The 22767-nt window shown below is 71.4% G+C and carries 23 protein-coding genes, 5 tRNA genes and 1 pseudogene; 19 read left to right on the top strand and 10 right to left on the bottom strand.

Going from position 1 to position 22767, the window contains the following annotated elements:
* From IE237_RS35355 to IE237_RS35340, 4 genes and pseudogenes are all read right to left on the bottom strand, one after another.
* Positions 1-95, bottom strand: a pseudogene (locus tag IE237_RS35355) (ATP-binding protein); the annotation flags it as partial.
* Positions 76-480: a DUF742 domain-containing protein gene (locus IE237_RS35350; RefSeq protein ID WP_017235980.1), complete on the bottom strand. Its 405-nt coding sequence runs from the start codon at positions 478-480 to the stop codon at positions 76-78. The gene IE237_RS35350 and the pseudogene IE237_RS35355, both read right to left, overlap by 20 nt.
* 158 nt (positions 481-638) lie before the next feature.
* Positions 639-1052 carry a roadblock/LC7 domain-containing protein gene (locus IE237_RS35345; RefSeq protein ID WP_030496942.1) on the bottom strand — a complete coding sequence of 138 codons (414 nt, stop codon included), beginning with the start codon at positions 1050-1052 and terminating at the stop codon, positions 639-641.
* A 9-nt stretch (positions 1053-1061) separates the two neighbouring features.
* Positions 1062-4910: a sensor histidine kinase gene (locus IE237_RS35340; RefSeq protein WP_189806264.1), complete on the bottom strand. Its 3849-nt coding sequence runs from the start codon at positions 4908-4910 to the stop codon at positions 1062-1064.
* 568 nt (positions 4911-5478) lie between these two features.
* On the opposite strand from IE237_RS35340, the gene IE237_RS35335 reads away from it, so the two are divergent.
* The 9 genes from IE237_RS35335 to IE237_RS35295 all read left to right on the top strand — a co-directional run bounded on the left by IE237_RS35335 (position 5479) and on the right by IE237_RS35295 (position 9482).
* The gene (locus tag IE237_RS35335; RefSeq protein ID WP_189806263.1) at positions 5479-5682 is read left to right on the top strand and encodes a hypothetical protein; all 204 of its coding nucleotides are present in this window, start codon (positions 5479-5481) and stop codon (positions 5680-5682) included.
* A gap of 141 nt (positions 5683-5823) precedes the next feature.
* Positions 5824-6609, top strand: a complete 786-nt coding sequence (locus tag IE237_RS35330; protein WP_189806262.1) for a fumarylacetoacetate hydrolase family protein — start codon at positions 5824-5826, stop codon at positions 6607-6609.
* On the top strand, positions 6602-8077 hold the full coding sequence (gltX, locus tag IE237_RS35325) for a glutamate--tRNA ligase (protein ID WP_189806261.1): 1476 nt from the start codon (positions 6602-6604) through the stop codon (positions 8075-8077). The genes IE237_RS35330 and gltX overlap by 8 nt, the downstream gene beginning before the upstream one ends.
* Positions 8078-8137: 60 nt before the next feature.
* Positions 8138-8860: an HAD family hydrolase gene (locus IE237_RS35320; protein ID WP_189806260.1), complete on the top strand. Its 723-nt coding sequence runs from the start codon at positions 8138-8140 to the stop codon at positions 8858-8860.
* Between the two features lie 95 nt (positions 8861-8955).
* Positions 8956-9027, top strand: a tRNA-Gln gene (locus IE237_RS35315).
* Between the two features lie 40 nt (positions 9028-9067).
* Positions 9068-9140: transfer RNA gene (locus IE237_RS35310), tRNA-Glu, on the top strand.
* A gap of 61 nt (positions 9141-9201) precedes the next feature.
* A tRNA-Glu gene (locus tag IE237_RS35305) sits at positions 9202-9277 on the top strand.
* 19 nt (positions 9278-9296) lie between these two features.
* Positions 9297-9368 (top strand) — tRNA-Gln (locus IE237_RS35300).
* 41 nt (positions 9369-9409) lie between these two features.
* A tRNA-Glu gene (locus IE237_RS35295) sits at positions 9410-9482 on the top strand.
* A gap of 128 nt (positions 9483-9610) precedes the next feature.
* Here the strand turns inward: IE237_RS35295 and ndgR are convergent.
* Entirely contained in the window at positions 9611-10327 is a 717-nt protein-coding gene (ndgR, locus tag IE237_RS35290) for an IclR family transcriptional regulator NdgR (protein WP_005311436.1), read from the bottom strand.
* Between the two features lie 140 nt (positions 10328-10467).
* On the opposite strand from ndgR, the gene leuC reads away from it, so the two are divergent.
* From leuC to IE237_RS35270, 4 genes are all read left to right on the top strand, one after another.
* Complete coding sequence (gene leuC / locus IE237_RS35285) at positions 10468-11892, top strand: 3-isopropylmalate dehydratase large subunit (RefSeq protein WP_189806259.1); 1425 nt, start codon at positions 10468-10470, stop codon at positions 11890-11892.
* Positions 11893-11898: 6 nt separating this feature from the next.
* Complete coding sequence (leuD, locus tag IE237_RS35280) at positions 11899-12492, top strand: 3-isopropylmalate dehydratase small subunit (RefSeq protein ID WP_189806258.1); 594 nt, start codon at positions 11899-11901, stop codon at positions 12490-12492.
* Positions 12493-12596: 104 nt separating this feature from the next.
* A complete protein-coding gene (locus IE237_RS35275) occupies positions 12597-12824 on the top strand; it encodes an SCO5555 family protein (protein ID WP_030325570.1) in 228 nt (75 codons plus the stop codon).
* Positions 12825-12967: 143 nt separating this feature from the next.
* Positions 12968-13663: an HU family DNA-binding protein gene (locus IE237_RS35270; RefSeq protein ID WP_189806257.1), complete on the top strand. Its 696-nt coding sequence runs from the start codon at positions 12968-12970 to the stop codon at positions 13661-13663.
* Between the two features lie 103 nt (positions 13664-13766).
* On the opposite strand, the gene IE237_RS35265 is transcribed toward IE237_RS35270, so the two are convergent.
* Entirely contained in the window at positions 13767-13976 is a 210-nt protein-coding gene (locus IE237_RS35265) for a hypothetical protein (RefSeq protein ID WP_189806256.1), read from the bottom strand.
* 10 nt (positions 13977-13986) lie between these two features.
* Positions 13987-14652 (bottom strand): 2-phospho-L-lactate guanylyltransferase, encoded by a 666-nt coding sequence (gene cofC / locus IE237_RS35260; RefSeq protein ID WP_189806255.1) that lies wholly within the window; start codon positions 14650-14652, stop codon positions 13987-13989.
* 127 nt (positions 14653-14779) lie between these two features.
* On the opposite strand from cofC, the gene IE237_RS35255 reads away from it, so the two are divergent.
* The 3 genes from IE237_RS35255 to IE237_RS35245 all read left to right on the top strand — a co-directional run bounded on the left by IE237_RS35255 (position 14780) and on the right by IE237_RS35245 (position 17759).
* Positions 14780-15532, top strand: a complete 753-nt coding sequence (locus IE237_RS35255; RefSeq protein WP_189806254.1) for a lysophospholipid acyltransferase family protein — start codon at positions 14780-14782, stop codon at positions 15530-15532.
* The gene (locus tag IE237_RS35250; RefSeq protein ID WP_189806253.1) at positions 15529-16530 is read left to right on the top strand and encodes an NAD(P)H-dependent glycerol-3-phosphate dehydrogenase; all 1002 of its coding nucleotides are present in this window, start codon (positions 15529-15531) and stop codon (positions 16528-16530) included. Before IE237_RS35255 ends, IE237_RS35250 begins: the two co-directional genes overlap by 4 nt.
* 89 nt (positions 16531-16619) lie before the next feature.
* Positions 16620-17759 carry a D-alanine--D-alanine ligase family protein gene (locus IE237_RS35245; protein ID WP_189806252.1) on the top strand — a complete coding sequence of 380 codons (1140 nt, stop codon included), beginning with the start codon at positions 16620-16622 and terminating at the stop codon, positions 17757-17759.
* Between the two features lie 31 nt (positions 17760-17790).
* Here the strand turns inward: IE237_RS35245 and IE237_RS35240 are convergent, their stop codons facing one another.
* Together IE237_RS35240 and IE237_RS35235 are read right to left on the bottom strand one after the other, a co-directional pair.
* Positions 17791-18288 (bottom strand): DUF3515 domain-containing protein, encoded by a 498-nt coding sequence (locus IE237_RS35240; protein WP_189806251.1) that lies wholly within the window; start codon positions 18286-18288, stop codon positions 17791-17793.
* 20 nt (positions 18289-18308) lie between these two features.
* Positions 18309-18542: an Lrp/AsnC family transcriptional regulator gene (locus IE237_RS35235; RefSeq protein WP_017947604.1), complete on the bottom strand. Its 234-nt coding sequence runs from the start codon at positions 18540-18542 to the stop codon at positions 18309-18311.
* Between the two features lie 233 nt (positions 18543-18775).
* Between IE237_RS35235 and IE237_RS35230 the strand changes: the two genes are divergently transcribed.
* Positions 18776-19738 carry a thiamine-phosphate kinase gene (locus tag IE237_RS35230; RefSeq protein ID WP_116158650.1) on the top strand — a complete coding sequence of 321 codons (963 nt, stop codon included), beginning with the start codon at positions 18776-18778 and terminating at the stop codon, positions 19736-19738.
* The gene (gene thiD, locus IE237_RS35225) at positions 19735-20532 is read left to right on the top strand and encodes a bifunctional hydroxymethylpyrimidine kinase/phosphomethylpyrimidine kinase (RefSeq protein WP_189806250.1); all 798 of its coding nucleotides are present in this window, start codon (positions 19735-19737) and stop codon (positions 20530-20532) included. The genes IE237_RS35230 and thiD overlap by 4 nt, the downstream gene beginning before the upstream one ends.
* 135 nt (positions 20533-20667) lie before the next feature.
* On the opposite strand, the gene rpmB is transcribed toward thiD, so the two are convergent.
* On the bottom strand, positions 20668-20853 hold the full coding sequence (gene rpmB, locus IE237_RS35220; protein WP_003957616.1) for a 50S ribosomal protein L28: 186 nt from the start codon (positions 20851-20853) through the stop codon (positions 20668-20670).
* Positions 20854-21090: 237 nt separating this feature from the next.
* On the opposite strand from rpmB, the gene IE237_RS35215 reads away from it, so the two are divergent.
* Positions 21091-22734, top strand: a complete 1644-nt coding sequence (locus IE237_RS35215) for a DAK2 domain-containing protein (protein WP_189806249.1) — start codon at positions 21091-21093, stop codon at positions 22732-22734.
* Positions 22735-22767: the final 33 nt, after the last annotated feature.

Below are 22767 nucleotides of genomic sequence, written 5' to 3'. Positions count from 1 at the left end.
ACGAACGTGGTCTTGCCCACGCCGAAGCCGCCCGCCACCACGATCTTCGCGCTGGTGGTCGATCTGGCCGCGCCGCTAGAGCTTGCGAAGTCCACTGAGCACCCTTTCGAGCAGTGTCACGTCCGGCGTGCCGCCGGTCTCTCCGTTGCCCGGCTGGTGGATCGCCACCATGCCGGCCTCCGCCAGATCGGCCACGAGGATCCGGGCGACACCGAGAGGCATCGACAGGAGGGCCGACACCTCGGCCACCGACTTGACCTCGCGGCAGAGGTGGCAGATCCGCTGGTGCTCCGGCAGGAGCGTGGCGAGGTGCGCCGGGTCGGCCGTGGTGCTGACCAGTGCCTCGATGGCGAGCTGGTAACGCGGCCGGGTCCGGCCGCCGGTCATCGCGTAAGGACGCACCAGCGGCTGGTCGCCCTCATGTCCGTACTCGTCGACTGAGGCGCCGTACGGATCGTGAGAGGCGGGGGGCGGGGTCATGAATCCTCCGGGCGTGACAGCAAGACTTCTGCCGTCTGATGGGGCCGGTGGGGGGCCGGGTGGGGCGGCCGGACGGTGAACGGTGCCAGGGCGGTACGGAGGGGCGTACCGCCCTGTCGGTCGGTCGATGCGGATGGGTGTCCGGTGTGCGTGACCGGCTAGTGGAGCAGGCTGCCCTGGAGCTCCGCACGGAGATCCGGGGTGAGCACGCTGCCGGCCCGGTCGACCAGCAGCGCCATCTCGTAGCCCACGAGGCCGATGTCGCACTCGGGGTGAGCGAGCACGGCCAGCGAGGAGCCGTCGGAGACGGACATCAGGAAGAGGAAGCCGCGCTCCATCTCCACCACGGTCTGCGCGACGGGTCCGCCCTCGAAGATCCGGGACGCGCCCGCGGTCAGCGAGGTCAGTCCGGATGCGACCGCCGCCAGCTGGTCGGCGCGGTCGCGGGGGAATCCTTCGGACATGGCCAGCAGGAGTCCGTCGGCGGAGACCACCACCGTGTGGGACACCCCGGGGGTGTTGTCCACGAAGTTGGTGATCAACCAGTTCAGATTCTGCGCCGCCTGGCTCATCGCGTTCAACTAACGCTCCTGCTGATGGTTCGGACCGAGGTGGTGGCTACCCGTGGTCGAGTTGCCGGCCTGGCGGCCCTGCTGGATGCCGCGGCGCAGATTGGTGAGCCGGCCGCGGACGTCGTCGGGTGCACGCGAGACCTGGGGGCCGGCCGTGTGGGCCTGCTCCTGTGCGGTCCCGGGTACGAGGTTGGCCTTCGGCACACGGCGCGGAAGACCGGAGGTGGTGACGCCGCCGGCAGCGGGCTTGCGCACCCGCTCCGCCTGGCGCACCAGCTCGTCGTTGGGCGAGGTCCGCCAGGCGGCCCCGCCGTTCTGGCGTCCGTCGGCGGCCGGGTCTCCGGCCGGACGGGGCGCCGGAGCGGACGGCTGCGACACGACCGGGGTCTGCGTCGTCTGCGTCAGGTCCGCCTGCTGCTGGGCCTGCTGCTGAGCCTGCTCCTGGTGGAACCAGTTGGTCTCCAGCGTGTCGTACAGCGGGGTACGACCGTCACCCGAGCCACCGGCCGGCGGCAGGGCCTCCGGACGGCGCGGCTGCTGGAGCTGCGGCTGCTGCGGCTGGCGGACCGGCTCGGCCGGACGCGGGGCACCGAAGTCGTTGCCGTTCCGCTGACGCGGCGCCGGAGGCTGGGCCTGGGGAGCCTGCTGCTGGGCCTGCGGCACGTAGGGCTGCCGGCCGAACTGCTGCTGCTGGCCACCCTGGTACGCCTGGGGCTGCGGGGCCTGCGGCTGCTGCTGCGGAGCACCGAAGTCCGGACGCGGGAACTGGCCCGTGGAACCGGGACCCTGCGGCGCACCGAAGTCGGGGCGCGGGAACTGCGCCGTCGACGCCGGGTCCTGCGCACCGCCCTGGTAGGCCTGGGGGGCCTGGGGCTGCTGGGGGCGGCCCTGCTGCTGCGGGGCACCGAAGTCCGGGCGCGGGAACTGGCCCGTGGAACCGGGACCCTGCGGGGCCGCCTGCCCGCCGAACAGGCCCGCCGACTCCGGCTCCTCGTGGCCGCGCGGGGCGTCCAGCGGGGACATCTCCTGCTGCGGGCGCCGGACCGGCTGCTGCTGCGGGTCGTTGCCCCAGCTCGCGGCCTGCGGCCGCTGCGGCTGGGGGTTGCCGCCGGGCAGCTCGGCGCGCGGGAAGTCGTACCCGCCCTGCTGGTTGCCCTGCTGCTGCTGCTGCGGCTGCTGCTGCGGACCGGGCCCGGCCTGCGGGCCGGACTGGTTGCCCCACACGTCCGTACGGGACGGGATGGCGCTCGCGGCGCCGCCGATGAGGCCGCCCCCGCCGGGGCCCGGACGCAGCGCGTCGGGCGACTGGGGAGCCTGCGGGGCCGGGGGGATCTGCGGCAGCTGGCCGGTCTGCTCCAGCTGCGCGTTCTGCGGCTGCGGGGTGCGGGACTGCGGCGCACCCTGCGGGGCACCGTCACGGGCGGGCAGCGCGGCCCGGGGACCGCTCGTACCGACCTGACCGCGCGCGGCACCGGGACCGGCGCCGAGACGGCCGGCCGCCGAGGACGGGGCACCGCCCTGACCCGGACGCGCGCCGCCGGGGCCGCCGGCCGCGCCGGGACCGCCGGGGAGGCGGCCGCCGGGGGCGGAGGCACCCTGCGGCATCTGGCCCTGGCCGCCCGCGCCCGGCTTGGGCATGGGCTTCTTGCCGCCCTGGGCGACGTCGACGGGGAGCATGACGAGCGCGGTGGTGCCGCCCGAGTCGGACGGGCGCAACTGGATCCGGATGCCGTGTCGCAGGGACAGGCGGCCGACCACGAACAGACCCATGCGGCGGGAGACCGAGACGTCCACGGTGGGCGGCGAGGCGAGCCGCTCGTTGATCGCGGCGAGGTCCTCGGGGGAGAGGCCGATGCCGGTGTCGTGGATCTCGACGAGCACGCGGCCGTCGGGCAGGGCGTGACCGGTGACCCGGACCTTGGTCTGCGGGGAGGAGAACGAGGTGGCGTTCTCCAGCAGCTCGGCGAGGAGGTGCACGAGGTCGTTGACGACACGGCCGGCGACCTCGGTCGCCGGGACCGCGGCCAGTTCGATGCGCTCGTACTGCTCCACCTCGGAGGCGGCGGCACGGAGGACGTCGACCAGCGGGACCGGGCGGGTCCAGCGACGGCCCGGCTCCTCACCGGCGAGGACGAGGAGGTTCTCGCCGTTCCGGCGCATACGGGTCGCGAGGTGGTCGAGCTTGAACAGCGAGGAGAGCTGGTCCGGGTCGGCCTCGCGGGACTCCAGCTCGGAGATGAGCGAGAGCTGACGCTGGATGAGGCCCTGGGAACGGCGCGAGAGGTTGGTGAACATCGCGTTGACGTTGCCCCGGAGGAGGGCCTGCTCGGCGGCGAGGCGGACCGCCTCGCGGTGCACGTCGTCGAAGGCCGCGGCCACCTGGCCGATCTCGTCCCGGGAGTGCACACCGACGGACTCGACGGAGGTGTCGACGTCCTGCGGGTCGGACTCGGAGAGCTGCTTGACGAGCTCGGGCAGACGGTCCTGGGCGACCTTGGTCGCGGTGTCCTGCAGCCTGCGCAGCGAGCGGATCATGGACCGGGCCACGACGAAGGCGCCGATGAGAGAGACGCCGAGGACGAGGAGGATCAGCGCACCGTTGATGATGGCGTCGCGCTGCGACTCCTGCTTCAGCTCACGGGTCATGGTCTCCATGTCACCGAGCAGACCTCGCTCGATGCGGTTCATGGCGGCGATCTTGGTGCTGTACTCGTCGGTGAAGTTGAGGTGACCGCGGCGCGGGCCCTCGGGCATCGCGTTGTCCGCGTTCAGCACGCGCTCGGCGTACTTGTTGGCGGCGTTGATCGACGGGTCGCCGCTGTTCAGCGACTCGGTCCGCTCGGCGGCGTCACCACCGGTCGACTCGTAGATCGCCTGGAACGACTTGAGCTCGACGCCCTCACTGTTGAGGGCGGCCTCGCCGTACAGACGGTCACCCTGCTGGATCCTGCCGGCGGTCCGGTCGCTCGGGGGGAGCGCGGCGGCGATGATCGCCTGCTGGATGGAGGCGTACTCCTTGGCGGACGAGAACGCGGCGAGCGCTCGGGTCCGCTTGATCATCTCGGGGTTGCTGGTCGCCTGCGCCATGTCCTGGGACAGGCTGAGGAGCGAGCGGATGAGGCGGCTGTACGCCTCGACCGTCACCGAGTGGGACACGCCCTTCTCGTAGGCGCTGCCCCGGATGGAGTGGAGCTCGGTGACCTGCGAGGCGATCTGGCTGACGTTCTGGCGGATGCTGCGCAGCGCCTCGTCGCCCTCGGTGGCCGGGATGTCCTCGGTGGCGTCGAGGAAGGCCTTGTACTCGCGGTCCGTCTTCCGGCGCGGGTTGGCGACCTGGTAGTCGCTGACCGGGCGGCCGTTGGCCAGCGGGCCGGCGGACAGGTCGCGCTCGGCCTGCAGGGCCTGCGCGAGGTCCGTCGCCTCTCGGGTCAGCTTGGTGAGCAGCTGCATGTGGTCGAGCTGCTCCATGTCCTGGAGCGAGTCGCTGATGCGGATGCCGCCCAGGGTGGTCGCCGCGACCACGGGGAGGGTGAGGAGCGCGACGAGGCGCGTCGAGATGCGCCAGTTGCGCAGGGCTATTCGCGGGCCGACCTCGTTCTCGGCCCGTGCCTTGGGGGGTGCGGTGGTCGGCTCGGCGGCGCCGCCGGACTTGCCGGGCTTGCCGGACTTGGCCGCGGCGCTCGCGCGCCTGCCGCCGTCACCGGTGTCGCCGGACGGTCCCTGACCCTGGTTCGGGGTGTGCGGGGCCGAGGGACCGCGGTCGGTCCCGGCACGCGGTTCCTGCTCCGCCGGAGCATCCGCTCGGCCCTGGCGGGCCTGGGGAGACCCCGAGCCATCCCTCTTGAAACGTCCCTGCACTAGCGTCGCAACCTCTGGACCAGGCGTCCTTCCGGGTGAACGGAGAGGACGGTGTCGGCGTCAATCGGGGAGCGTGGAGCACCCCAGGTGGTCGTCGGTGACCGGCGCAGTTCCCCCTTTCCCGCCACTCGGCCGGCGCTGCGTCGCGCCTCCTGCGCGCCGGCTTGAAACCCGCGGCGGTGCGTGGAATTCCAGCACAGTGCCGGATCTCCAACAAGGGCCGCGTGTCGCGGCGAGAGGGGTATGACAACGTGTGCACGAGATGTCACCCCACGTAGAAGATGATCACGGAGGATTCGGACTTTTCCAGCCCAATGGTCGGGCATCCCCGTGTGTCCCAGTCGACATGATCAGGAGCGGAATAGCTCATTCAGTGGCGGAATGTCCCTTTCCGTGACGACCGGAGACGGTCCGTAATGCCCGGAATGTAGGGCGCGTGGTGAGCAAACTCACACATGAATCGATGTCTTAGCCATGCATTCGAAGGGAATCGCATGTTTAGCCTGACGCTTTACACCCCTTCGCGCCCGTACGGGTGCCCGTCCCGGAACAAGGTCTGATCACCGCGATGAAGACGACGACGCTCCGCACCACGGCCAACCCCCGCCGTTCCACCCTCGTCCACCTCACGGACGCCGCAGAGCTCGGCCGGGGCGCCCAGCCGGAGTACGCCGCGGAGCTGCCGGGCAACACGGCCAACCCGCGCCGTACCGTCCTGATGCAGGCCCCGGCCCCCTACGAGCCCCAGCCGTACGCCACCGCGTCCCGCTGACCGTGACGCGGCATCACGCCCGCGTCACGCTTGTCATCACCTTCCATCACCCCCGGTGATATCGCCGGTCGGCCGCCCCCTCGCCGCGTTAGCCTGGAGCGTCAGACTCCAGCCAGTACCAAGTGAGGGGCGACAGCACTCGTGCGCATCGCCAGATTCTCCATCGACGGCAATGTGGCCTTCGGCGCCGTCGAGGGCGAGGGAACCGTCGAGTCCGGCGGCCTCGTCCTCGACATCATCAAGGGCATCCCGTACACCGACTTCGAGCTCAGCGGCACCAAGGTCCCGCTGAGCAAGGTACGGCTCCTGCCGCCCGTGCTCCCCAACAAGGTCGTGGCCATCGGCCGCAACTACGCCGAGCACGCCGCCGAACTCGGCAACGAGGTCCCCGAGGTCCCCGTCGCCTTCTTCAAGCCCACCACCTCGGTGATCGGCTCCGGCGACGCCATCGAGTACCCCTCCTTCTCCAACGAGCTGCACCACGAGGCCGAACTGGCCGTGGTCATCGGCCGCATGTGCCGCGAGGTGCCCCGCGAGCGCGTGAAGGACGTCGTCTTCGGCTACACCTGCGCCAACGACGTCACCGCCCGCGACGCCCAGCAGCGCGAGAAGCAGTGGGCCCGCGCCAAGGGCTTCGACACCTCCTGCCCCCTGGGCCCCTGGGTGGAGACCGACCTCGACCCGAGCGACCTGGCCATCCAGGCCACGGTCAACGGCGAACAGCGCCAGCTGGGTCGGACGAGCGACATGATCCGCTCCATCGAGGACCTGGTCGTCCACATCACCGAGGCCATGACGCTGCTCCCCGGCGACGTCATCCTCACCGGCACCCCCGCCGGGGTCGGCCCCCTCAACGTCGGCGACGAGGTCGCCGTCACCATCGAAGGCATCGGCACTCTCACCAATAAGGTGATCAAGCGTGGCTAACGCGAACATCCGCGTCCGTTTCTGTCCGTCGCCGACCGGCAACCCCCACGTGGGCCTGGTCCGCACCGCCCTCTTCAACTGGGCCTTCGCCCGGCACAACGAGGGCACCATGGTCTTCCGCATCGAGGACACCGACGCTGCGCGCGACTCCGAGGAGTCGTACAACCAGCTGCTCGACTCCCTGAAGTGGCTCGGCCTCGACTGGGACGAGGGCCCCGAGGTCGGCGGCCCGCACGCGCCGTACCGCCAGTCGCAGCGGATGGACATCTACAAGGACGTCGCCGACAAGCTGCTCGCCGGCGGTTACGCGTACCCCTGCTACTGCACCACCGAGGAGCTCGACGAGCGCCGCGAGGCCGCCCGCGCCGCCGGCCGCCCCTCCGGCTACGACGGCCACTGCCGCGACCTCACCGCCGAGCAGAAGGCGGCGTACGAGGCCGAGGGCCGCGCGTCGATCGTCCGCTTCCGGATGCCCGACGAGCCGATCACCTTCACCGACCTGGTCCGCGGCGAGCTCACCTTCACCCCGGAGAACGTGCCGGACTACGGCATCCTCCGGGCCAACGGTGCCCCGCTCTACACCCTGGTCAACCCGGTCGACGACGCCCTGATGGAGATCACCCACGTCCTGCGCGGCGAGGACCTGCTCTCCTCCACCCCGCGCCAGGTCGCGCTCTACAAGGCGCTGATCGAGCTGGGCGTCGCCAAGGAGATCCCCTCCTTCGGCCACCTGCCGTACGTGATGGGCGAGGGCAACAAGAAGCTCTCCAAGCGCGACCCGCAGGCCTCCCTCAACCTCTACCGGGAGCGCGGCTTCCTCCCCGAGGGCCTGCTGAACTACCTCTCGCTCCTCGGCTGGTCCTTCTCGGCCGACCAGGACATCTTCACCATCCCCGAGATGGTGGCGAAGTTCGACATCGCCGACGTCAACGCCAACCCGGCGCGCTTCGACCTCAAGAAGGCCGAGTCGATCAACGCCGACCACATCCGGATGCTGGACGTGAAGGCCTTCGCCGCGGCCTGCGAGCCCTGGCTCCGCGCCCCGCACGCCCCCTGGGCGCCCGAGGACTTCGACCAGGCCGCCTGGGAGGCCATCGCGCCGCACGCCCAGACCCGCCTGACCGTCCTCTCGGACATCACGGCCAACGTGGACTTCCTCTTCCTCTCCGAGCCGGTCTTCGACCAGCCCTCGTGGGACAAGGCGATGAAGGGCGAGCCCGCGGCCCTGCTCACCACCGCCCGCGAGAAGCTCGACGCGGCCGACTGGAGCGACCCCGAGTCCCTCAAGAACGCGGTCCTGGCCGCCGGCGAGGCCCACGGCCTCAAGCTCGGCAAGGCGCAGGCCCCGGTCCGCGTCGCCGTCACCGGCCGCACGGTCGGCCTGCCGCTCTTCGAGTCCCTGGAGATCCTGGGCAAGGAGAAGACGCTGGCCCGCATCGACGCGGCCCTGGCGAAGCTCGCCGCCTGATCCGAGCCGTACGCACCGGTACCCCTGTCCCGCGCCCGGGACAGGGGTACCGTCGTCTCCATGGCCATCCGCGCGGTGCTCTGGGACATCGACGACACGATCTTCGACTACGCGAGCGCCGACCGGGCCGGGATGCGGGCGCATCTCGCGGCCGAGGGGTTGCTCGACGCGTGGGGCTCCGTCGAGGAGGCCCTGCGGCGCTGGAAGGAGCTCACGGAGCTCCACTGGCGCCGGTACGAGGCGGAGGGCGGGGACTTCCGGGACCAGCGACGCGCGCGCGTGCGGGACTTCCTCGGGCGGCCGGCGCTCACCGCCGCCGAGGCCGACGACTGGTTCGACCGCTACGTGGTCCATTACGAGGCCGCCTGGGAGCTGTTCCCCGACACCGTGCCCGTCCTCGACCTGCTGGCTCGTGACTACCGTCACGGAGTTCTGTCCAACTCCAGCATCCACAACCAGGACCACAAGCTCCGCGCCCTGGGCGTACGGGACCGCTTCGAGGCCGTGCTGTGCGCCGCCGAGCTCGGGGTGGCCAAGCCCGCCCCGGAGGCCTTCCACGCCGCCTGCACCGCCCTTGACCTGCGCCCCCACGAGGTGGCGTACGTCGGGGACCAGCCGGACATCGACGCCCGGGGGGCCGTGGAGGCGGGGCTCCAGGGGATCTGGCTGGACCGTGCGGGGACCGGCGGGAGGCCCGAGCTGTCCCGGATCACCGGCCTCCACCAGCTGCCCGCGCTGCTGCGTGCGGATACGCGTTTTGGAGCACCGTCCACCTTCGGGTAATGTTCTTTCTGCGCCGAGGGGAACGGGCCGAAAGGCCGGAAAGCCCCGGAAGCGCAAGCCGAGCAAGATCGCTTCTCGAAGTGATCACGTTCCGGTGGCCTATGGTGTAATTGGCAGCACGACTGATTCTGGTTCAGTTAGTCTTGGTTCGAGTCCAGGTAGGCCAGCTCGCAGAGCTCATCTGCAACCGTGGATGGCATCCACAAAGCCCCCGTTGTGTAGCGGCCTAGCACGCCGCCCTCTCAAGGCGGTAGCGCCGGTTCGAATCCGGTCGGGGGTACAGATCCTTCCCGCGGGATCACCTGGGTCGCACCCGGTGAACTCGATGCAGGATCGCTAGGGCCCCCGTTGTGTAGCGGCCTAGCACGCCGCCCTCTCAAGGCGGTAGCGCCGGTTCGAATCCGGTCGGGGGTACCAACTGGTTCTAAACCACCAGTGGCCTATGGTGTAATTGGCAGCACGACTGATTCTGGTTCAGTTAGTCTTGGTTCGAGTCCAGGTAGGCCAGCGTAGTACTCCAGGCGACTTGTCGCATGGACGCAAGATCTTGCCCCCGTTGTGTAGCGGCCTAGCACGCCGCCCTCTCAAGGCGGTAGCGCCGGTTCGAATCCGGTCGGGGGTACAAGACGGAGAAGCCCTTCCCTTCGGGGGAGGGCTTATTCGCTGTTCGTGCTCACGGCACACACAACTCCGGCCCACCGCTGCGGCGTTGGAGCGGTGGGCCGGTACGAACAGGAGGGAAGCGGAGCGTCAGCCGTTGCGGCGGAGCGCCTCGGAGAGACGGGCGGCGGCGTCGATGACCGCCTGGGCGTGCATACGGCCCGGGTGGCGCGTCAGACGCTCGATGGGACCCGAGACCGACACGGCGGCCACCACGCGGTTCGAGGGGCCGCGCACGGGCGCGGAGACGGACGCGACGCCCGGCTCCCGCTCACCGATCGACTGGGCCCAGCCGCGGCGCCGTACGCCCGACAGGGCCGTCGCCGTGAAGCGGGCGCCCTGGAGGCCGCGGTGCAGCCGCTCGGGCTCCTCCCAGGCCATCAGGATCTGCGCGGACGAGCCGGCCTTCATGGTCAGCGTCGAGCCGACCGGGACGGTGTCCCGCAGGCCCGAGAGCCGCTCGGCGGCCGCCACGCAGATGCGCATGTCGCCCTGGCGCCGGTAGAGCTGGGCGCTCTCGCCGGTGACATCGCGCAGATGCGTCAGAACCGGGCCCGCGGTCGCGAGCAGGCGGTCCTCGCCGGCCGCGGCGGCGAGCTCCGCCAGGCGCGGTCCGAGGATGAACCGGCCCTGCATGTCACGCGCCACCATCCGGTGGTGTTCCAGTGCCACGGCGAGACGATGAGCCGTGGGTCGTGCGAGTCCCGTCGCCGCGACCAGTCCTGCGAGGGTGGCCGGACCGGACTCCAGGGCGCTCAGGACAAGGGCTGCCTTGTCGAGAACGCCTACGCCGCTAGAGTTGTCCATGCAACGATATTCGCGTCTCACTCTGTGAAACGCAAGTTCAATTTTCCGAGGAACTTGTCACTCTGGTGGGGCGGCCGCACAACGGCCCGCGAAACGGGTCTCTAGTTGTGCCGGCGTAGACGTCGGCCGGAGGGAAAGCGATGGGTAGGACACTCGCGGAGAAGGTCTGGGACGACCACGTCGTCCGGCGCGCCGAGGGCGAGCCCGACCTCCTCTTCATCGATCTGCACCTGCTGCACGAGGTGACCAGCCCCCAGGCCTTCGACGGCCTCCGGCAGAACGGCCGGCAGGTGCGGCGCCTCGACCTCACCATCGCCACCGAGGACCACAACACCCCGACCCTCGACATCGACAAGCCGATCGCCGACCCGGTCTCCCGCGCCCAGCTGGAGACCCTCCGCAAGAACTGCGCCGAGTTCGGCGTGCGGCTGCACCCGCTGGGCGACGTCGAGCAGGGCGTCGTCCACGTCGTGGGACCGCAGCTGGGTCTGACCCAGCCCGGCACCACCGTGGTCTGCGGCGACTCGCACACCTCCACGCACGGCGCCTTCGGCGCGCTGGCGTTCGGCATCGGCACCAGCCAGGTCGAGCACGTGCTCGCCACCCAGACGCTGCCGCTGGCCCGCCCCAAGACCATGGCGATCACGGTCGACGGCGAGCTGCCCGAGGACGTCACCGCCAAGGACCTGATCCTGGCGATCATCGCGAAGATCGGCACCGGCGGCGGCCAGGGCTACATCCTGGAGTACCGCGGCTCCGCCATCGAGAAGCTCTCGATGGAGGCCCGGATGACCATCTGCAACATGTCGATCGAGGCCGGCGCCCGCGCGGGCATGATCGCCCCCGACGAGACCACCTTCGCCTACCTGAAGGGCCGCGCCCACGCCCCCGAGGGCGAGGACTGGGACGCCGCCGTCGCGTACTGGAAGACCCTGAAGTCCGACGAGGACGCGGTCTTCGACGCCGAGGTCGTCATCGACGCCGCCTCCCTGGCGCCGTTCGTCACCTGGGGCACCAACCCCGGCCAGGGTGCGCCGCTTTCGGCGAACGTCCCCGACCCGGCTTCGTACGAAGACGCTTCGGAGCGCCTGGCCGCCGAAAAGGCCCTGGAGTACATGGGGTTGACCGCCGGGCAGCCGCTGCGCGACATCACGGTCGACACCGTCTTCGTAGGCTCCTGCACCAACGGCCGCATCGAGGACCTGCGGAACGCGGCCTCCCTGCTGGAGGGCCGCAAGGTCGCCGACGGCGTCCGCATGCTGGTCGTCCCCGGCTCGGTCCGGGTCGCCCTGCAGGCCGTGGAAGAGGGCCTGGACAAGGTCTTCAAGGAGGCCGGCGCCGAATGGCGGCACGCGGGCTGCTCGATGTGCCTGGGCATGAACCCCGACCAACTGGCCCCCGGTGAGCGCTCCGCGTCCACCTCCAACCGCAACTTCGAGGGCCGGCAGGGCAAGGGCGGCCGGACGCACCTGGTCTCCCCCCAGGTCGCCGCCGCCACCGCCGTCCTGGGCCACCTGGCCTCCCCGGCCGATCTGTCCGACGTCGCCACCACCGCGGGGGTCTGAGGAACCATGGAAGCTTTCACCACGCACACCGGCCGGGCCGTCCCGCTGCGCCGCAGCAACGTCGACACCGACCAGATCATCCCGGCGCACTGGCTCAAGAAGGTCACCCGCGACGGCTTCGAGGACGGCCTCTTCGAGGCCTGGCGCAAGGACTCCGAGTTCGTCCTCAACCGCCCCGAGCGGCAGGGCGCCACGGTCCTGGTCGCCGGCCCCGACTTCGGCACCGGCTCCTCCCGCGAGCACGCCGTCTGGGCGCTCCAGAACTACGGCTTCCAGGCGGTCATCTCCTCCCGCTTCGCCGACATCTTCCGCGGCAACTCGCTGAAGAACGGCCTGCTGACCGTCGTCCTCCCGCAGGAGACGGTGGACGCCCTCTGGGAGCTGACCGAGGCCGACCCGACCGCCGAGATCACCGTCGACCTGGAGGCCCGCAAGGTCCTGGCCGCCGGGATCGACGCCGACTTCGAGCTCGACGAGAACGCCCGCTGGCGACTGCTCAACGGCCTGGACGACATCAGCCTCACCCTTCAGAACGAAGCCGACATCGCGGCCTACGAGGCGGCTCGACCGGGCTTCAAGCCCCGTACAATTACGGTCTGAGCAGCGCTTTTCCACGACTGCGCCCCCCACCGCCCGGTGGGGGGCGCAGTCGCTTGTTGGGACCCTGTCGGGCGACAACTCGCCCTAGATGGCACAATCGGTGCATGGAACGCGACAGCCAACTCGAGCTCTACGAGTCAGTCGCCGCCCGATTGAAGGAAGCGCACACAAGAGTGCGCTCACTGCAAGTCCCGGAGGGCGTAAGGATGGCGCTGTCCCGGAAGCTGCTGGTCGTCACGGCAGCGGCGAAGCACGATCTCAAGGACGCGGCAACGCGTCTCGACCGGTTGATGAAGGACCTCGACGAGGGCCGATTCCCAGAGGACGACTGACACCAGGAACTCCGCAACGGGACTTCTGCGTTGCGGCACTAGGGTGATTAGACCGTTTCGTGTTTGATTTGCGGTATATACATGCCTAACGTGCGAAAAAGCTTGAACACTTTCGTTCTGGCAATGTCTCCGAAGGGGAAGACGTGAACAAGGCGCAGCTCGTAGAAGCGATTGCCGACAAGATGGGCGGTCGTCAGCAGGCCGCCGAAGCCGTCGACCACGTGCTCGACGCCATCGTGCGTGCCGTGGTGGCCGGTGACCGGGTCTCGGTCACGGGTTTCGGCTCGTTCGAGAAGGTCGACCGGCCGGCCCGCTACGCCCGCAACCCGCAGACGGGTGAGCGGGTCCGGGTCAAGAAGACCTCCGTCCCGCGCTTCCGTGCAGGTCAGGGCTTCAAGGACCTGGTCAGCGGCTCGAAGAAGCTCCCCAAGGGCGGCGAGGTCTCCGTCAAGAAGGCCCCCAAGGGCAGCCTGACCGGTGGCGCCTCCGCGACCGTGAAGAAGGCCGCCGCCAAGAAGGCCACCACCGCCAAGAAGGCCGCCGCGAAGAAGGCGACCCCGGCGAAGAAGACCACCGCGGCCGTGAAGAAGGCGACCCCGGCGAAGAAGACCACCGCGGCCGCCAAGAAGGCGACCCCCGCGAAGAAGGCCACCACGGCCGCGGCGAAGAAGACCAGCGCCGCCGCCAAGAAGACCACCACGGCCGCCGCGAAGAAGGCGACCAAGGCCACCGCCAAGAAGACCGCGCCGGCCGCGAAGAAGGCCACGGCGACGAAGGCGCCCGCCAAGAAGACGACGGCGCGCAAGACCACCGCCAAGAAGACCGCCGCCAAGAAGTAGGACGCGCGGTACCGACCCGCCGGGCCGGGCTCCCCCCGGGGAGCCCGGCCCGCGGCGCGTCCGGACGCCCCGGACGGGCGTCTCGGAAGGTCTGACGGGCGTCTCAGAAGGTCTGCAGCGTCACCAGGGTGATCCGGAGCCCCGCGCCCGAGGTGCCGGGCTCGGACTCGATCCGCACCCGCTGCCCCGGCCGCAGCAGCCGCAGCCCGCCCGCCTCGAAGGCCTCCGCCCCGAACTCCACGGGGGTGCCGTCGTCGAGCAGCACACTGCCGCTGTGGGTCTCGGGGTCGTACGTGAACGCGGTCGCCTGCATGGACCGCAGCCTATCCGGCCGCCGTCAGCCACCGGGCGGCCGTCCGCGGACCGAGCCCCAGGGCCAGAGCAGCCGCCAGATCCTCCCCGGTGTCCACGTCCCGGCGTACGGAATCCACCCCGGCGAGCCGGATTTCCACCGCTCCCGAAGACAAATGCCGCAGCCTCGACGCGCCCCCGAATGCCGGTTCCAATTCCACCCCCGGAGCCGCCGAGAGGAATGTCGTACCGATTTCGGCGGCGTCCGCGAGAAATGCCCTCGGAAAATTGCCGGCCGTGTCCAGGACACGGGCCAGCTCCGCCGGCCGCAGCGCCGGAAGGTCCGCGTTGAGCGCCGCCACGCGCGCGTGCGGCCGCCCGGCCCGTACGGCACGGGCCCCGTGCGCGAGCGCCGCGTTGAGCCCCGCCGCCGGGGAGTCCGGCACGATCCGCGCGCCCAGGGCCGCGAGCGCCGCGCCGGCCGCGGGATCGTCCGTGACGACCGCCACATCGCGCACGCGCGCGCAGTCCAGCGCCGCCCCCACGGTGTCCTCGGCGAACGCCAGCGCGAGCCGGGGGCGCAGCCGCGCTCCCGCCGCCGCGGCGAGTCTGCTCTTCGCCAGGGCAAGGGGCTTCAGGGGTACGACCAGGGACCAGCCGTCGTCGGCCTCGGTGTGCGTCGGGTGCAGCGGCTTCATCGGGGCCCATTCTGTCCCGCCCACGCGGTCCGCCGGAGGGCCCGGGGCGTACGGTGTCACTCGACAGACCAGGAGCATGGGGCGACACTTGACCCCCTGCCAGCCAGTCCCGGAGAAAGGTGTCCGAGTGCCCCGCCGCAGAATCGGCTTCTGGTACCGCCTCGCGGCGGTCATCGCCAAACCCCCCCTGGTGGTTCTGTTCAAGCGGGACTGGCGCGGTATGGAGCACATTCCGGCCGACGGCGGTTTCATCACCGCGGTCAACCACAACTCCTACCTGGACCCGCTGTCCTACGCGCACTACCAGTACAACACCGGTCGCGTTCCGCGGTTCCTCGCCAAGGCGGGCCTCTTCAAGGGCGGCTTCGTCGCCACGATGCTCCGCAACACGGGCCAGATCCCCGTCTACCGCGAGACGACCAACGCGCTGGACGCCTTCCGCGCCGCCGTCGACGCCATCGAGCGCGGCGAGTGCGTCGCCTTCTACCCGGAGGGCACCCTCACCCGCGACCCCGAGATGTGGCCCATGGCCGGCAAGACCGGCGCCGCACGCGTCGCGCTGCTCACCAAGGTCCCCGTCATCCCGGTGGCCCAGTGGGGCGCCAACCTCGCGGTGCCGCCGTACGCCAAGGAGAACAAGCTCCGCCTGTTCCCCCGCAAGACGCTGATCGTGCAGGCCGGACCGCCCGTCGACCTCTCCCGCTTCGACGGCCTGGAGCCGACGCCCGAGGTGCTCCGCGAGGCCACCGAGGTCATCATGGCCGCCATCACCGCCCTCCTGGAGGAGGTCCGCGGCGAGAAGGCGCCCGCCGAACCGTACGACCACCGCCGGGCCCGCCTGGAGCAGCGGCGCAAGGCCGCCGGGGAGGGCACCAAGTGACCAAGGCAGCCGTCTTCGGCAACGGATCCTGGGGCACCGCCTTCGCGATGGTGCTCGCCGACGCGGGCTGCGAGGTGAGCCTCTGGGGCCGCCGCGCCGAACTCGCCAAGGAGATCAACACCACCCGGGTCAACCCCGACTACCTGCCGGGCGTCGAACTCCCGGCGGGGATCACGGCCACCGCGGACCCGGCCGAGGCCGCCGCGGACGCCGACTTCACCGTCCTCGTCGTCCCCTCCCAGACCCTGCGCGGCAACCTCGCGGCCTGGAAGCCGGTGCTCGCCCCCGACACGGTGCTCGTCTCCCTCATGAAGGGCGTCGAACTCGGCACCGCCAAGCGGATGAGCGAGGTCATCACCGAGGTCGCCGACGTGCCCGCCGACCGCGTGGCCGTCCTCACCGGCCCCAACCTGGCCAAGGAGATCGCCGCCCGGCAGCCCGCCGCCGCCGTCGTCGCCTGCTCCGACGAGACGGTCGCCCAGCGCCTCCAGACCGCCTGCATGACCCCGTACTTCCGCCCGTACACCAACACCGATGTGGTGGGCTGCGAGCTCGGCGGCGCCGTGAAGAACGTCATCGGCCTCGCCGTCGGCATCGCCAACGGCATGGGCCTCGGCGACAACTCCAAGGCCACGCTCATCACCCGCGGCCTCGCCGAGACCACCCGGCTCGGCCTCGCCATGGGCGCCGACCCGCTCACCTTCTCCGGCCTCGCGGGCCTCGGCGACCTCGTCGCCACCTGCTCCTCGCCGCTCTCCCGGAACAACACCTTCGGCACCAACCTCGGCCGCGGGATGACCCTCCAGGAGACCATCGCGGCCACCAAGCAGACCGCCGAGGGCGTCAAGTCCTGCGAGTCCGTGCTCGATCTGGGCCGCCGCCACGGCGTCGACATGCCCATCACCGAGACCGTCGTCTCCATCGTCCACGACGGCAAGCCGCCGGTCGTCGCGCTCAAGGAACTCATGTCCCGGTCGGCCAAGCCCGAGCGCCGCTGACCCCCCGGGGCGCCCCCGCTGCGCCGTACGCGCGCGGCGGCAGCGGGGCGCTCAGGAGTTCGGGAGTCGCAAGGTACGCTCATCGCGATATGAGCGAGAACACCCAGAGCCCCCGCAAGCCGCGCGTGGCCGTCGTCTTCGGCGGACGCAGCTCCGAGCACGCCATCTCCGTCGTCACGGCGGGCGCCGTCCTGAGCGCCATCGACCGGGACAAGTACGACGTGCTGCCCATCGGCATCACGACGGACGGGCGCTGGGCGCTCACCGCCGACGCCCCCGAGCGCATGGCCATCGCCGACCGCGCCCTGCCGAACGTCGCCGACCTGGCCGAGTCCACGGAGGGCGGCGTCGTCCTCTCCGTCGACCCCGCCAACCGCGAGGTCGTCCTCACCGAGCCCGGCAACGTGCCCAGGGCCCTCGGCGAGGTCGACGTGGTCTTCCCGATGCTCCACGGCCCCTACGGCGAGGACGGCACCCTCCAGGGCCTCCTGGAGCTGTCCGGCGTCCCCTACGTCGGCGCGGGCGTCCTCGCCTCCGCCGTCGGCCAGGACAAGGAGTACATGAAGCGGGTCTTCGTCTCCTTCGGCCTCCCCGTCGGCCCGTACGAGGTCATCCGGCCGCGCGAGTGGGAGCAGAACCCCGCCGCCGCCCGCAAGAAGATCGTCGAGTTCGCCGCCGAGCACGGCTGGCCGCTCTTCGTGAAGCCGGCCCGCGGCGGCTCCTCCATGGGCATCACCAAGGTCGACGACCTCTCCGGCCTCGACGAGGCCATCGAGGAGGCCCGCCGCCACGACCCCAAGATCCTCGTCGAGTCGCTGCTCCGCGGCCGCGAGATCGAGTGCGGCGTCCTGGAGTTCGAGGACGGCCCGCGCGCCAGCGTCCCGGCCGAGATCCCGCCGGTCACGAACCACGACTTCTACGACTTCGAGGCCAAGTACATCGACTCGGCCTCCGGCATCGTGCCCGCCCCCATCGGGGACGAGGCCACCGCCGAGATCCAGCGCCTCGCCGTCGCCGCCTACGAGGCCGTGTCCTGCGAGGGCCTGGTCCGCGCCGACTTCTTCCTCACCGAGGACGGCGACTTCGTCATCAACGAGATCAACACCATGCCGGGCTTCACGCCCATCTCCATGTACCCGCGCATGTGGCAGGAGAGCGGCGTGAGCTACCCGGAGCTCGTCGACCGGCTCATCCAGGCCGCGCTGACCCGCTCCACGGGCCTGCGCTAGACGGTCCGAGCCAGGGGGTGCCGGAGTGCCGTCACGAGCACTCCGGCTCCAGGGCGCACGGAACGGCCCGCTCCACGGGGTCCGCGAGATCCGTGAGCGGGCCGACGTCGTGCGCGTACCGCTCGTCCAGCGTCACCTCGACGTACGTCTTCCGGTACACCGAGGTGAGACGGGGTCCGTCGCCCGCGCGCTGCTCCAGCATCCACCGCACACCGTTCGCGGAGATGCCCTGCGCCTTCGGATCGCTCATCTTTTCGGGCCGGGGGACCCCGCAGCGCAGTACGATCGCACCGTCACCCCACCCGGCGGTCAACTCGGAGCCGGGCTCCGGGTCACTCCGCCGAAGCCCCGCCACGGTGTCGGGCAGTTCCTTCGCCAGGGCCTGGCAGAAGGACGCCTCCTCCGCCGGCGGGCTCGGGACCACGACGGACGCCGAGGCGTCCGGCGAGGAACAGCCGGCGGCGGCCGACAGCAGGACGGCGGCCGCTACGGCGGCGGGCAGGCCGAAAGGCCGGTGGGAAGACGTCACCGGCCAAGCGTAGACGGGGGCTACAGATGAACGACCGGGCAGGTGAGGGTGCGCGTGATGCCGTCCACTTGCTGGACCTTGGCGACCACCATGCGGCCCAGCTCGTCGACGGTGTCCGCCTGTGCGCGCACGATGACGTCGTACGGACCGGTCACGTCTTCGGCCTGGATCACCCCCGGGATCTTGGAGATGGTGTCGGCGACGGTCGACGCCTTGCCCACCTCGGTCTGGATGAGGATGTACGCCTGAACCACGGAACCTCCAGGGCGACCACGAGGATCTTGTGGGAGAAAGGGACGCCACGGTACCGCGTCGCCGCGGGCCACGGGGAGACCCGCGCGTCCGGAGGCGCTCGGGGTGTGGCGTACGCAGGACAGAAGTTGACGGTCTACTTGACGGTACCCAGCACGGTGACGGCCCGCGACCCGCGGCGCGCACGGACGCGCCCCCGCCCGCCGGCCGGCACGAAGACACGAGGTGAGACGCGGTGAAGGGCACAGTCGGAGAGCTGGGCGAGTTCGGGCTCATCAGGGAGCTCACGTCCCGGCTCACCTCCACCCCGGCGGTACGGATCGGGCCCGGCGACGACGCCGCGGTCGTCTCCGCCCCCGACCGGCGCGTGGTGGCCAGCACGGACATCCTCCTCGAAGGACGTCACTTCCGCCGCGACTGGTCGACGGCGTACGACGTCGGCCGCAAGGCCGCCGCGCAGAACCTCGCCGACATCGCCGCCATGGGCGCGGTCCCCACCGCGCTCCTCCTCGGCCTCGTCGTCCCCGCCGAACTCCCCGTCACCTGGCCCACCGAACTCATGGACGGCCTGCGCGACGAATGTCAGGTCGCGGGCGCGGCCGTGGTCGGTGGCGACGTCGTCCGCGGCGACACGATCATGGTCTCCATCACCGCCCTCGGCGACCTCCGCAACCACGACCCGGTCACCCGCGGCGGCGCCCAGCCCGGCGACGTCGTCGCCTACACCGGCTGGCTCGGCTGGTCCGCCGCCGGATACGCGGTCCTCTCCCGCGGCTTCCGCTCCCCGCGCGCCTTCGTCGAGGCCCACCGCAGGCCCGAGCCGCCGTACCACGCGGGTCCCGCCGCGGCCGGTCTCGGCGCCACCGCCATGTGCGACGTCAGCGACGGCCTCATCGCCGACCTCGGACACATCGCCGAGGCCAGCAAGGTCCGCATCGACCTGCGCTCGGGACTCATCGACATCCCCACCCAGATGAACGACATCGGCCAGGCCGTCGGCGTCGACCCCATGCAGTGGGTGCTCACCGGGGGAGAGGACCACGCCATCGTGGCCACCTTCCCGCCGGACGTGAAGCTCCCCGCCCGCTGGAAGGTCATCGGCGAGGTCCTCCACCCCTCGGCGCTGCCCCAGGTCACCGTGGACGGCGCGCCCTGGCACAGCGTGGGCGGCTGGGACCACTTCGGAGAGACGGAGTGACCTCCCGGCCCCCGCTCGTCCTCACCGTCGCCGGATCCGACTCCGGCGGCGGCGCGGGCATCCAGGCCGACCTGAAGACGATGCTCGCCCTCGGCGTCCACGGCATGAGCGTGCTCACCGCCGTCACCGCGCAGAACTCGCGGGGCGTCCAGGGAGTCTGGGAACTCCCCACGGACGCCGTGCGCGCCCAGTACCGGGCCGTCGTCGACGACATCGGCGTCCACGCCGTGAAGACCGGCATGCTCGCCTCCGCCGTGCTCGTGGAGACCGTCGCCGAGCTCCTCGCGGACACCGGCGCCCCCGTCGTCGTCGACCCGGTCGGCGTCTCCAAGCACGGCGATCCGCTGCTCGCGGAGAGCGCGCTCGACTCCGTACGCAGGCGGCTGCTGCCCCGGGCGACCGTCGCCACGCCGAACCTGGACGAGGTGACGCAGCTCACGGGCGTCCACGTCGCGCGCGAGAGCGACATGCGGGTCGCCGCCGAGGCCGTCCTGTCGTACGGGCCGGACTGGGTCCTGATCAAGGGCGGGCACCTGCCCACCGGTCAGGAGGCCGTGGACCTGCTCACGGACGGCACCGAGGAGCACTGGCTGCGCGCCCCGCGCCACGACAACCGGCACACCCACGGCACGGGCTGCACGCTCGCCTCGGCGGTCGCCTCCGGGCTCGCCAAGGGCCTGGCGGTGCCGGAGGCCGTACGAGAGGCGAAGGAGTACGTGACGGGGGCCATAGCCGCCGGATTCGCCCTGGGCGAGGGCATCGGCCCGGTCGACCACGGCTGGCGGACGCGCTGAGGGGTCCGGGGGCGGCTCAGCCGCCTTCGGGCAGGCCCACCGGCATGTTCCCGGGCATGGCAAAAGGCCGGTTCACCGAGGTGAACCGGCCTCTCAAGGCAACCGCAGGGGCTGCGCTACGACAGAACGTCGCAATTAGCGCGAGACCTTGCCGGCCTTGATGCACGAGGTGCAGACGTTGAGCCGCTTCGGCGTCCGACCGACCACGGCACGCACGCGCTGGATGTTCGGGTTCCAGCGACGGGACGTACGGCGGTGCGAGTGCGAAATGTTGTTGCCGAAGCCCGGCCCCTTGCCGCAGACGTCGCAGTTGGCAGCCACGGGTCACTCCAAAGACTTCAGAATTACAGTGAAATCCGGCGCACCGGAATCAGGAGTCTGAAGTGGCTTGCCGGGGGATGGCCCGGTTTGAACCGGGCAACCGAAGCAGCATACAACGCCTGCTTCCGTGGAACGAAACTACCATGGTCTCCGCGGACCTCGCCCCGGGCCCCGGTCACGAGCGGGTCACCCCCGGTCTACCCTGCGGTGAGCTCACCGCCGAAGGAGGACCCCCCGTTGTCGCGAGCCCTTCAGCCTGACGAGGAGCTCGTCGAGCTCGACGCCGAAGCGGTCCGGACCTGGTGCGCACGGACCCTCGACGCCCTCGGACGGGAGCGCGAGGAGATCGACGCGATCAACGTCTACCCGGTCGCGGACGGGGACACCGGCACCAATCTGTACCTGACAGCCGAGGCCGCCCACGAGGCCGTCGAAGCCGTCTTCGCCGCCTCCGCGCCCGACACCGCCGAGACCGTACGGGCCATGGCGCACGGCGCCCTGCTCGGCGCCCGCGGCAACTCCGGCACCATCCTCGCCCAGCTCCTGCGCGGCATGGCCGCCGTCCTCGCCGAAGGACGTGACGGTGATCACCTCGCCCGCGCCCTGGCCGAGGCCGCCGCCGCCGCGCGCCAGGCCGTCGCCCACCCCGTCGAGGGCACCGTCCTCACCGTCGCCACGGCCGCCGCCGACGGCTGCGCGGGCGGCGGAACGCTCGCGGACGTGGCCGCACGGGCCCACGCAGCCGCCAGGACCGCCCTGGCGGCGACCCCCGGCCAACTGGACGTGCTCGGCCGGGCCGGGGTCGTGGACGCCGGCGGACGCGGCCTGGTCGCCGTCCTCGGAGCGCTCGTGGAGACCGTGAGCGGCAGGGCGCCCGACCACATCGGGACCGCCACGGGCGGGGTACGGCTCCTCGGCGACGTACGGCCCGTGCCGGCCGCCCCGGCCGGACCCTGCGAGGGCGAGGCGGGGCCCGCCTACGAGGTGATCTACCTCCTGGAGGCCGAGGACGCCGCCGTGGACCTGCTGCGGGCCCGGCTCGACGCCCTCGGCGACTCCCTCGTCGTCGTCGGCGGTGACGGACTGTGGAACGTGCACGTCCACGTCGACGACGCGGGCGCCGCCGTCGAGGCCGGCGTCGAGGCCGGACGGCCCCACCGCATCCGCATCACCCACTTCGCGGCCGACGCGGCGGCCGGCACCGCACGCGGGGAACGCGCCCAGCGCGCGGTCGTCGCCGTCGTCCCCGGCGAAGGCCTCGCCGGACTCTGCGCCGAGGCCGGCGCGACGACGGTCCGCAGCAGGCCCGGCGAACCGCCCGCCGGCGACGAACTCGTCGAGGCGATCCGGCGGGCGCACGCGCGCGAGGTCGTCCTCCTGCCCAACGACACCGACCTGCGCCAGACCGCCGCGGCCGCCGCCGAACGCGCCAGGGCCGAGGGCATCCGCGTCGCCCTCATCCCGACCCGGGCCGCCGTCCAGGGCATCGCAGCCCTCGCCGTCCACGAACCCGACCGCCGCTTCGACGAGGACGTCGTCGCCATGACGGCCGCCGCCGGAGCCACCCGCTACGCCGAACTCGCCGTCGCCGAGCACCAGTCCTTCACCTCGGCCGGCGTCTGCCAGGCCGGCGACATCCTCGGCCTCATCGAGGGCGACGTCGCCGTCATCGGCAAGGACCTGACCGAGACCGCCCGCACCGTCCTGGACCGCATGCTCTCGGCGGGCGGCGAACTCGTCACCCTCGTCGTCGCCGACGACACCCCGCCCGGGCTCGCCCCCGACCTGGAACGCCACGTCCGGCGCGGCTACCTGGCCGTCGATACCACCACGTACCACGCGGGCGCGGGGGCCCCGCCGCTGCTCATCGGGGTGGAATAGCCCCCGTTCCCCCCGTCGTCCACAGGCTTCCGC

Origin of the sequence: Streptomyces tanashiensis (genome assembly GCF_014648895.1) — a bacterium.
In the GTDB taxonomy this organism is placed as follows: domain Bacteria; phylum Actinomycetota; class Actinomycetes; order Streptomycetales; family Streptomycetaceae; genus Streptomyces; species Streptomyces tanashiensis.
This window is presented reverse-complemented; position numbering and strand designations above follow the sequence as displayed.

Coding starts and splice junctions, on each gene's coding strand:
- IE237_RS35335 (WP_189806263.1), top strand. CDS start 5,479: ATGAAGACGACGACGCTCCGCACCACGGCCAACCCCCGCCGTTCCACC.
- leuC (WP_189806259.1), top strand. CDS start 10,468: ATGGGTAGGACACTCGCGGAGAAGGTCTGGGACGACCACGTCGTCCGG.
- IE237_RS35345 (WP_030496942.1), bottom strand. CDS start 1,052: ATGAGCCAGGCGGCGCAGAATCTGAACTGGTTGATCACCAACTTCGTG.
- IE237_RS35350 (WP_017235980.1), bottom strand. CDS start 480: ATGACCCCGCCCCCCGCCTCTCACGATCCGTACGGCGCCTCAGTCGAC.
- IE237_RS35275 (WP_030325570.1), top strand. CDS start 12,597: ATGGAACGCGACAGCCAACTCGAGCTCTACGAGTCAGTCGCCGCCCGA.
- IE237_RS35265 (WP_189806256.1), bottom strand. CDS start 13,976: ATGCAGGCGACCGCGTTCACGTACGACCCCGAGACCCACAGCGGCAGT.
- IE237_RS35245 (WP_189806252.1), top strand. CDS start 16,620: ATGAGCGAGAACACCCAGAGCCCCCGCAAGCCGCGCGTGGCCGTCGTC.
- ndgR (WP_005311436.1), bottom strand. CDS start 10,327: ATGGACAACTCTAGCGGCGTAGGCGTTCTCGACAAGGCAGCCCTTGTC.
- IE237_RS35320 (WP_189806260.1), top strand. CDS start 8,138: ATGGCCATCCGCGCGGTGCTCTGGGACATCGACGACACGATCTTCGAC.
- cofC (WP_189806255.1), bottom strand. CDS start 14,652: ATGAAGCCGCTGCACCCGACGCACACCGAGGCCGACGACGGCTGGTCC.
- leuD (WP_189806258.1), top strand. CDS start 11,899: ATGGAAGCTTTCACCACGCACACCGGCCGGGCCGTCCCGCTGCGCCGC.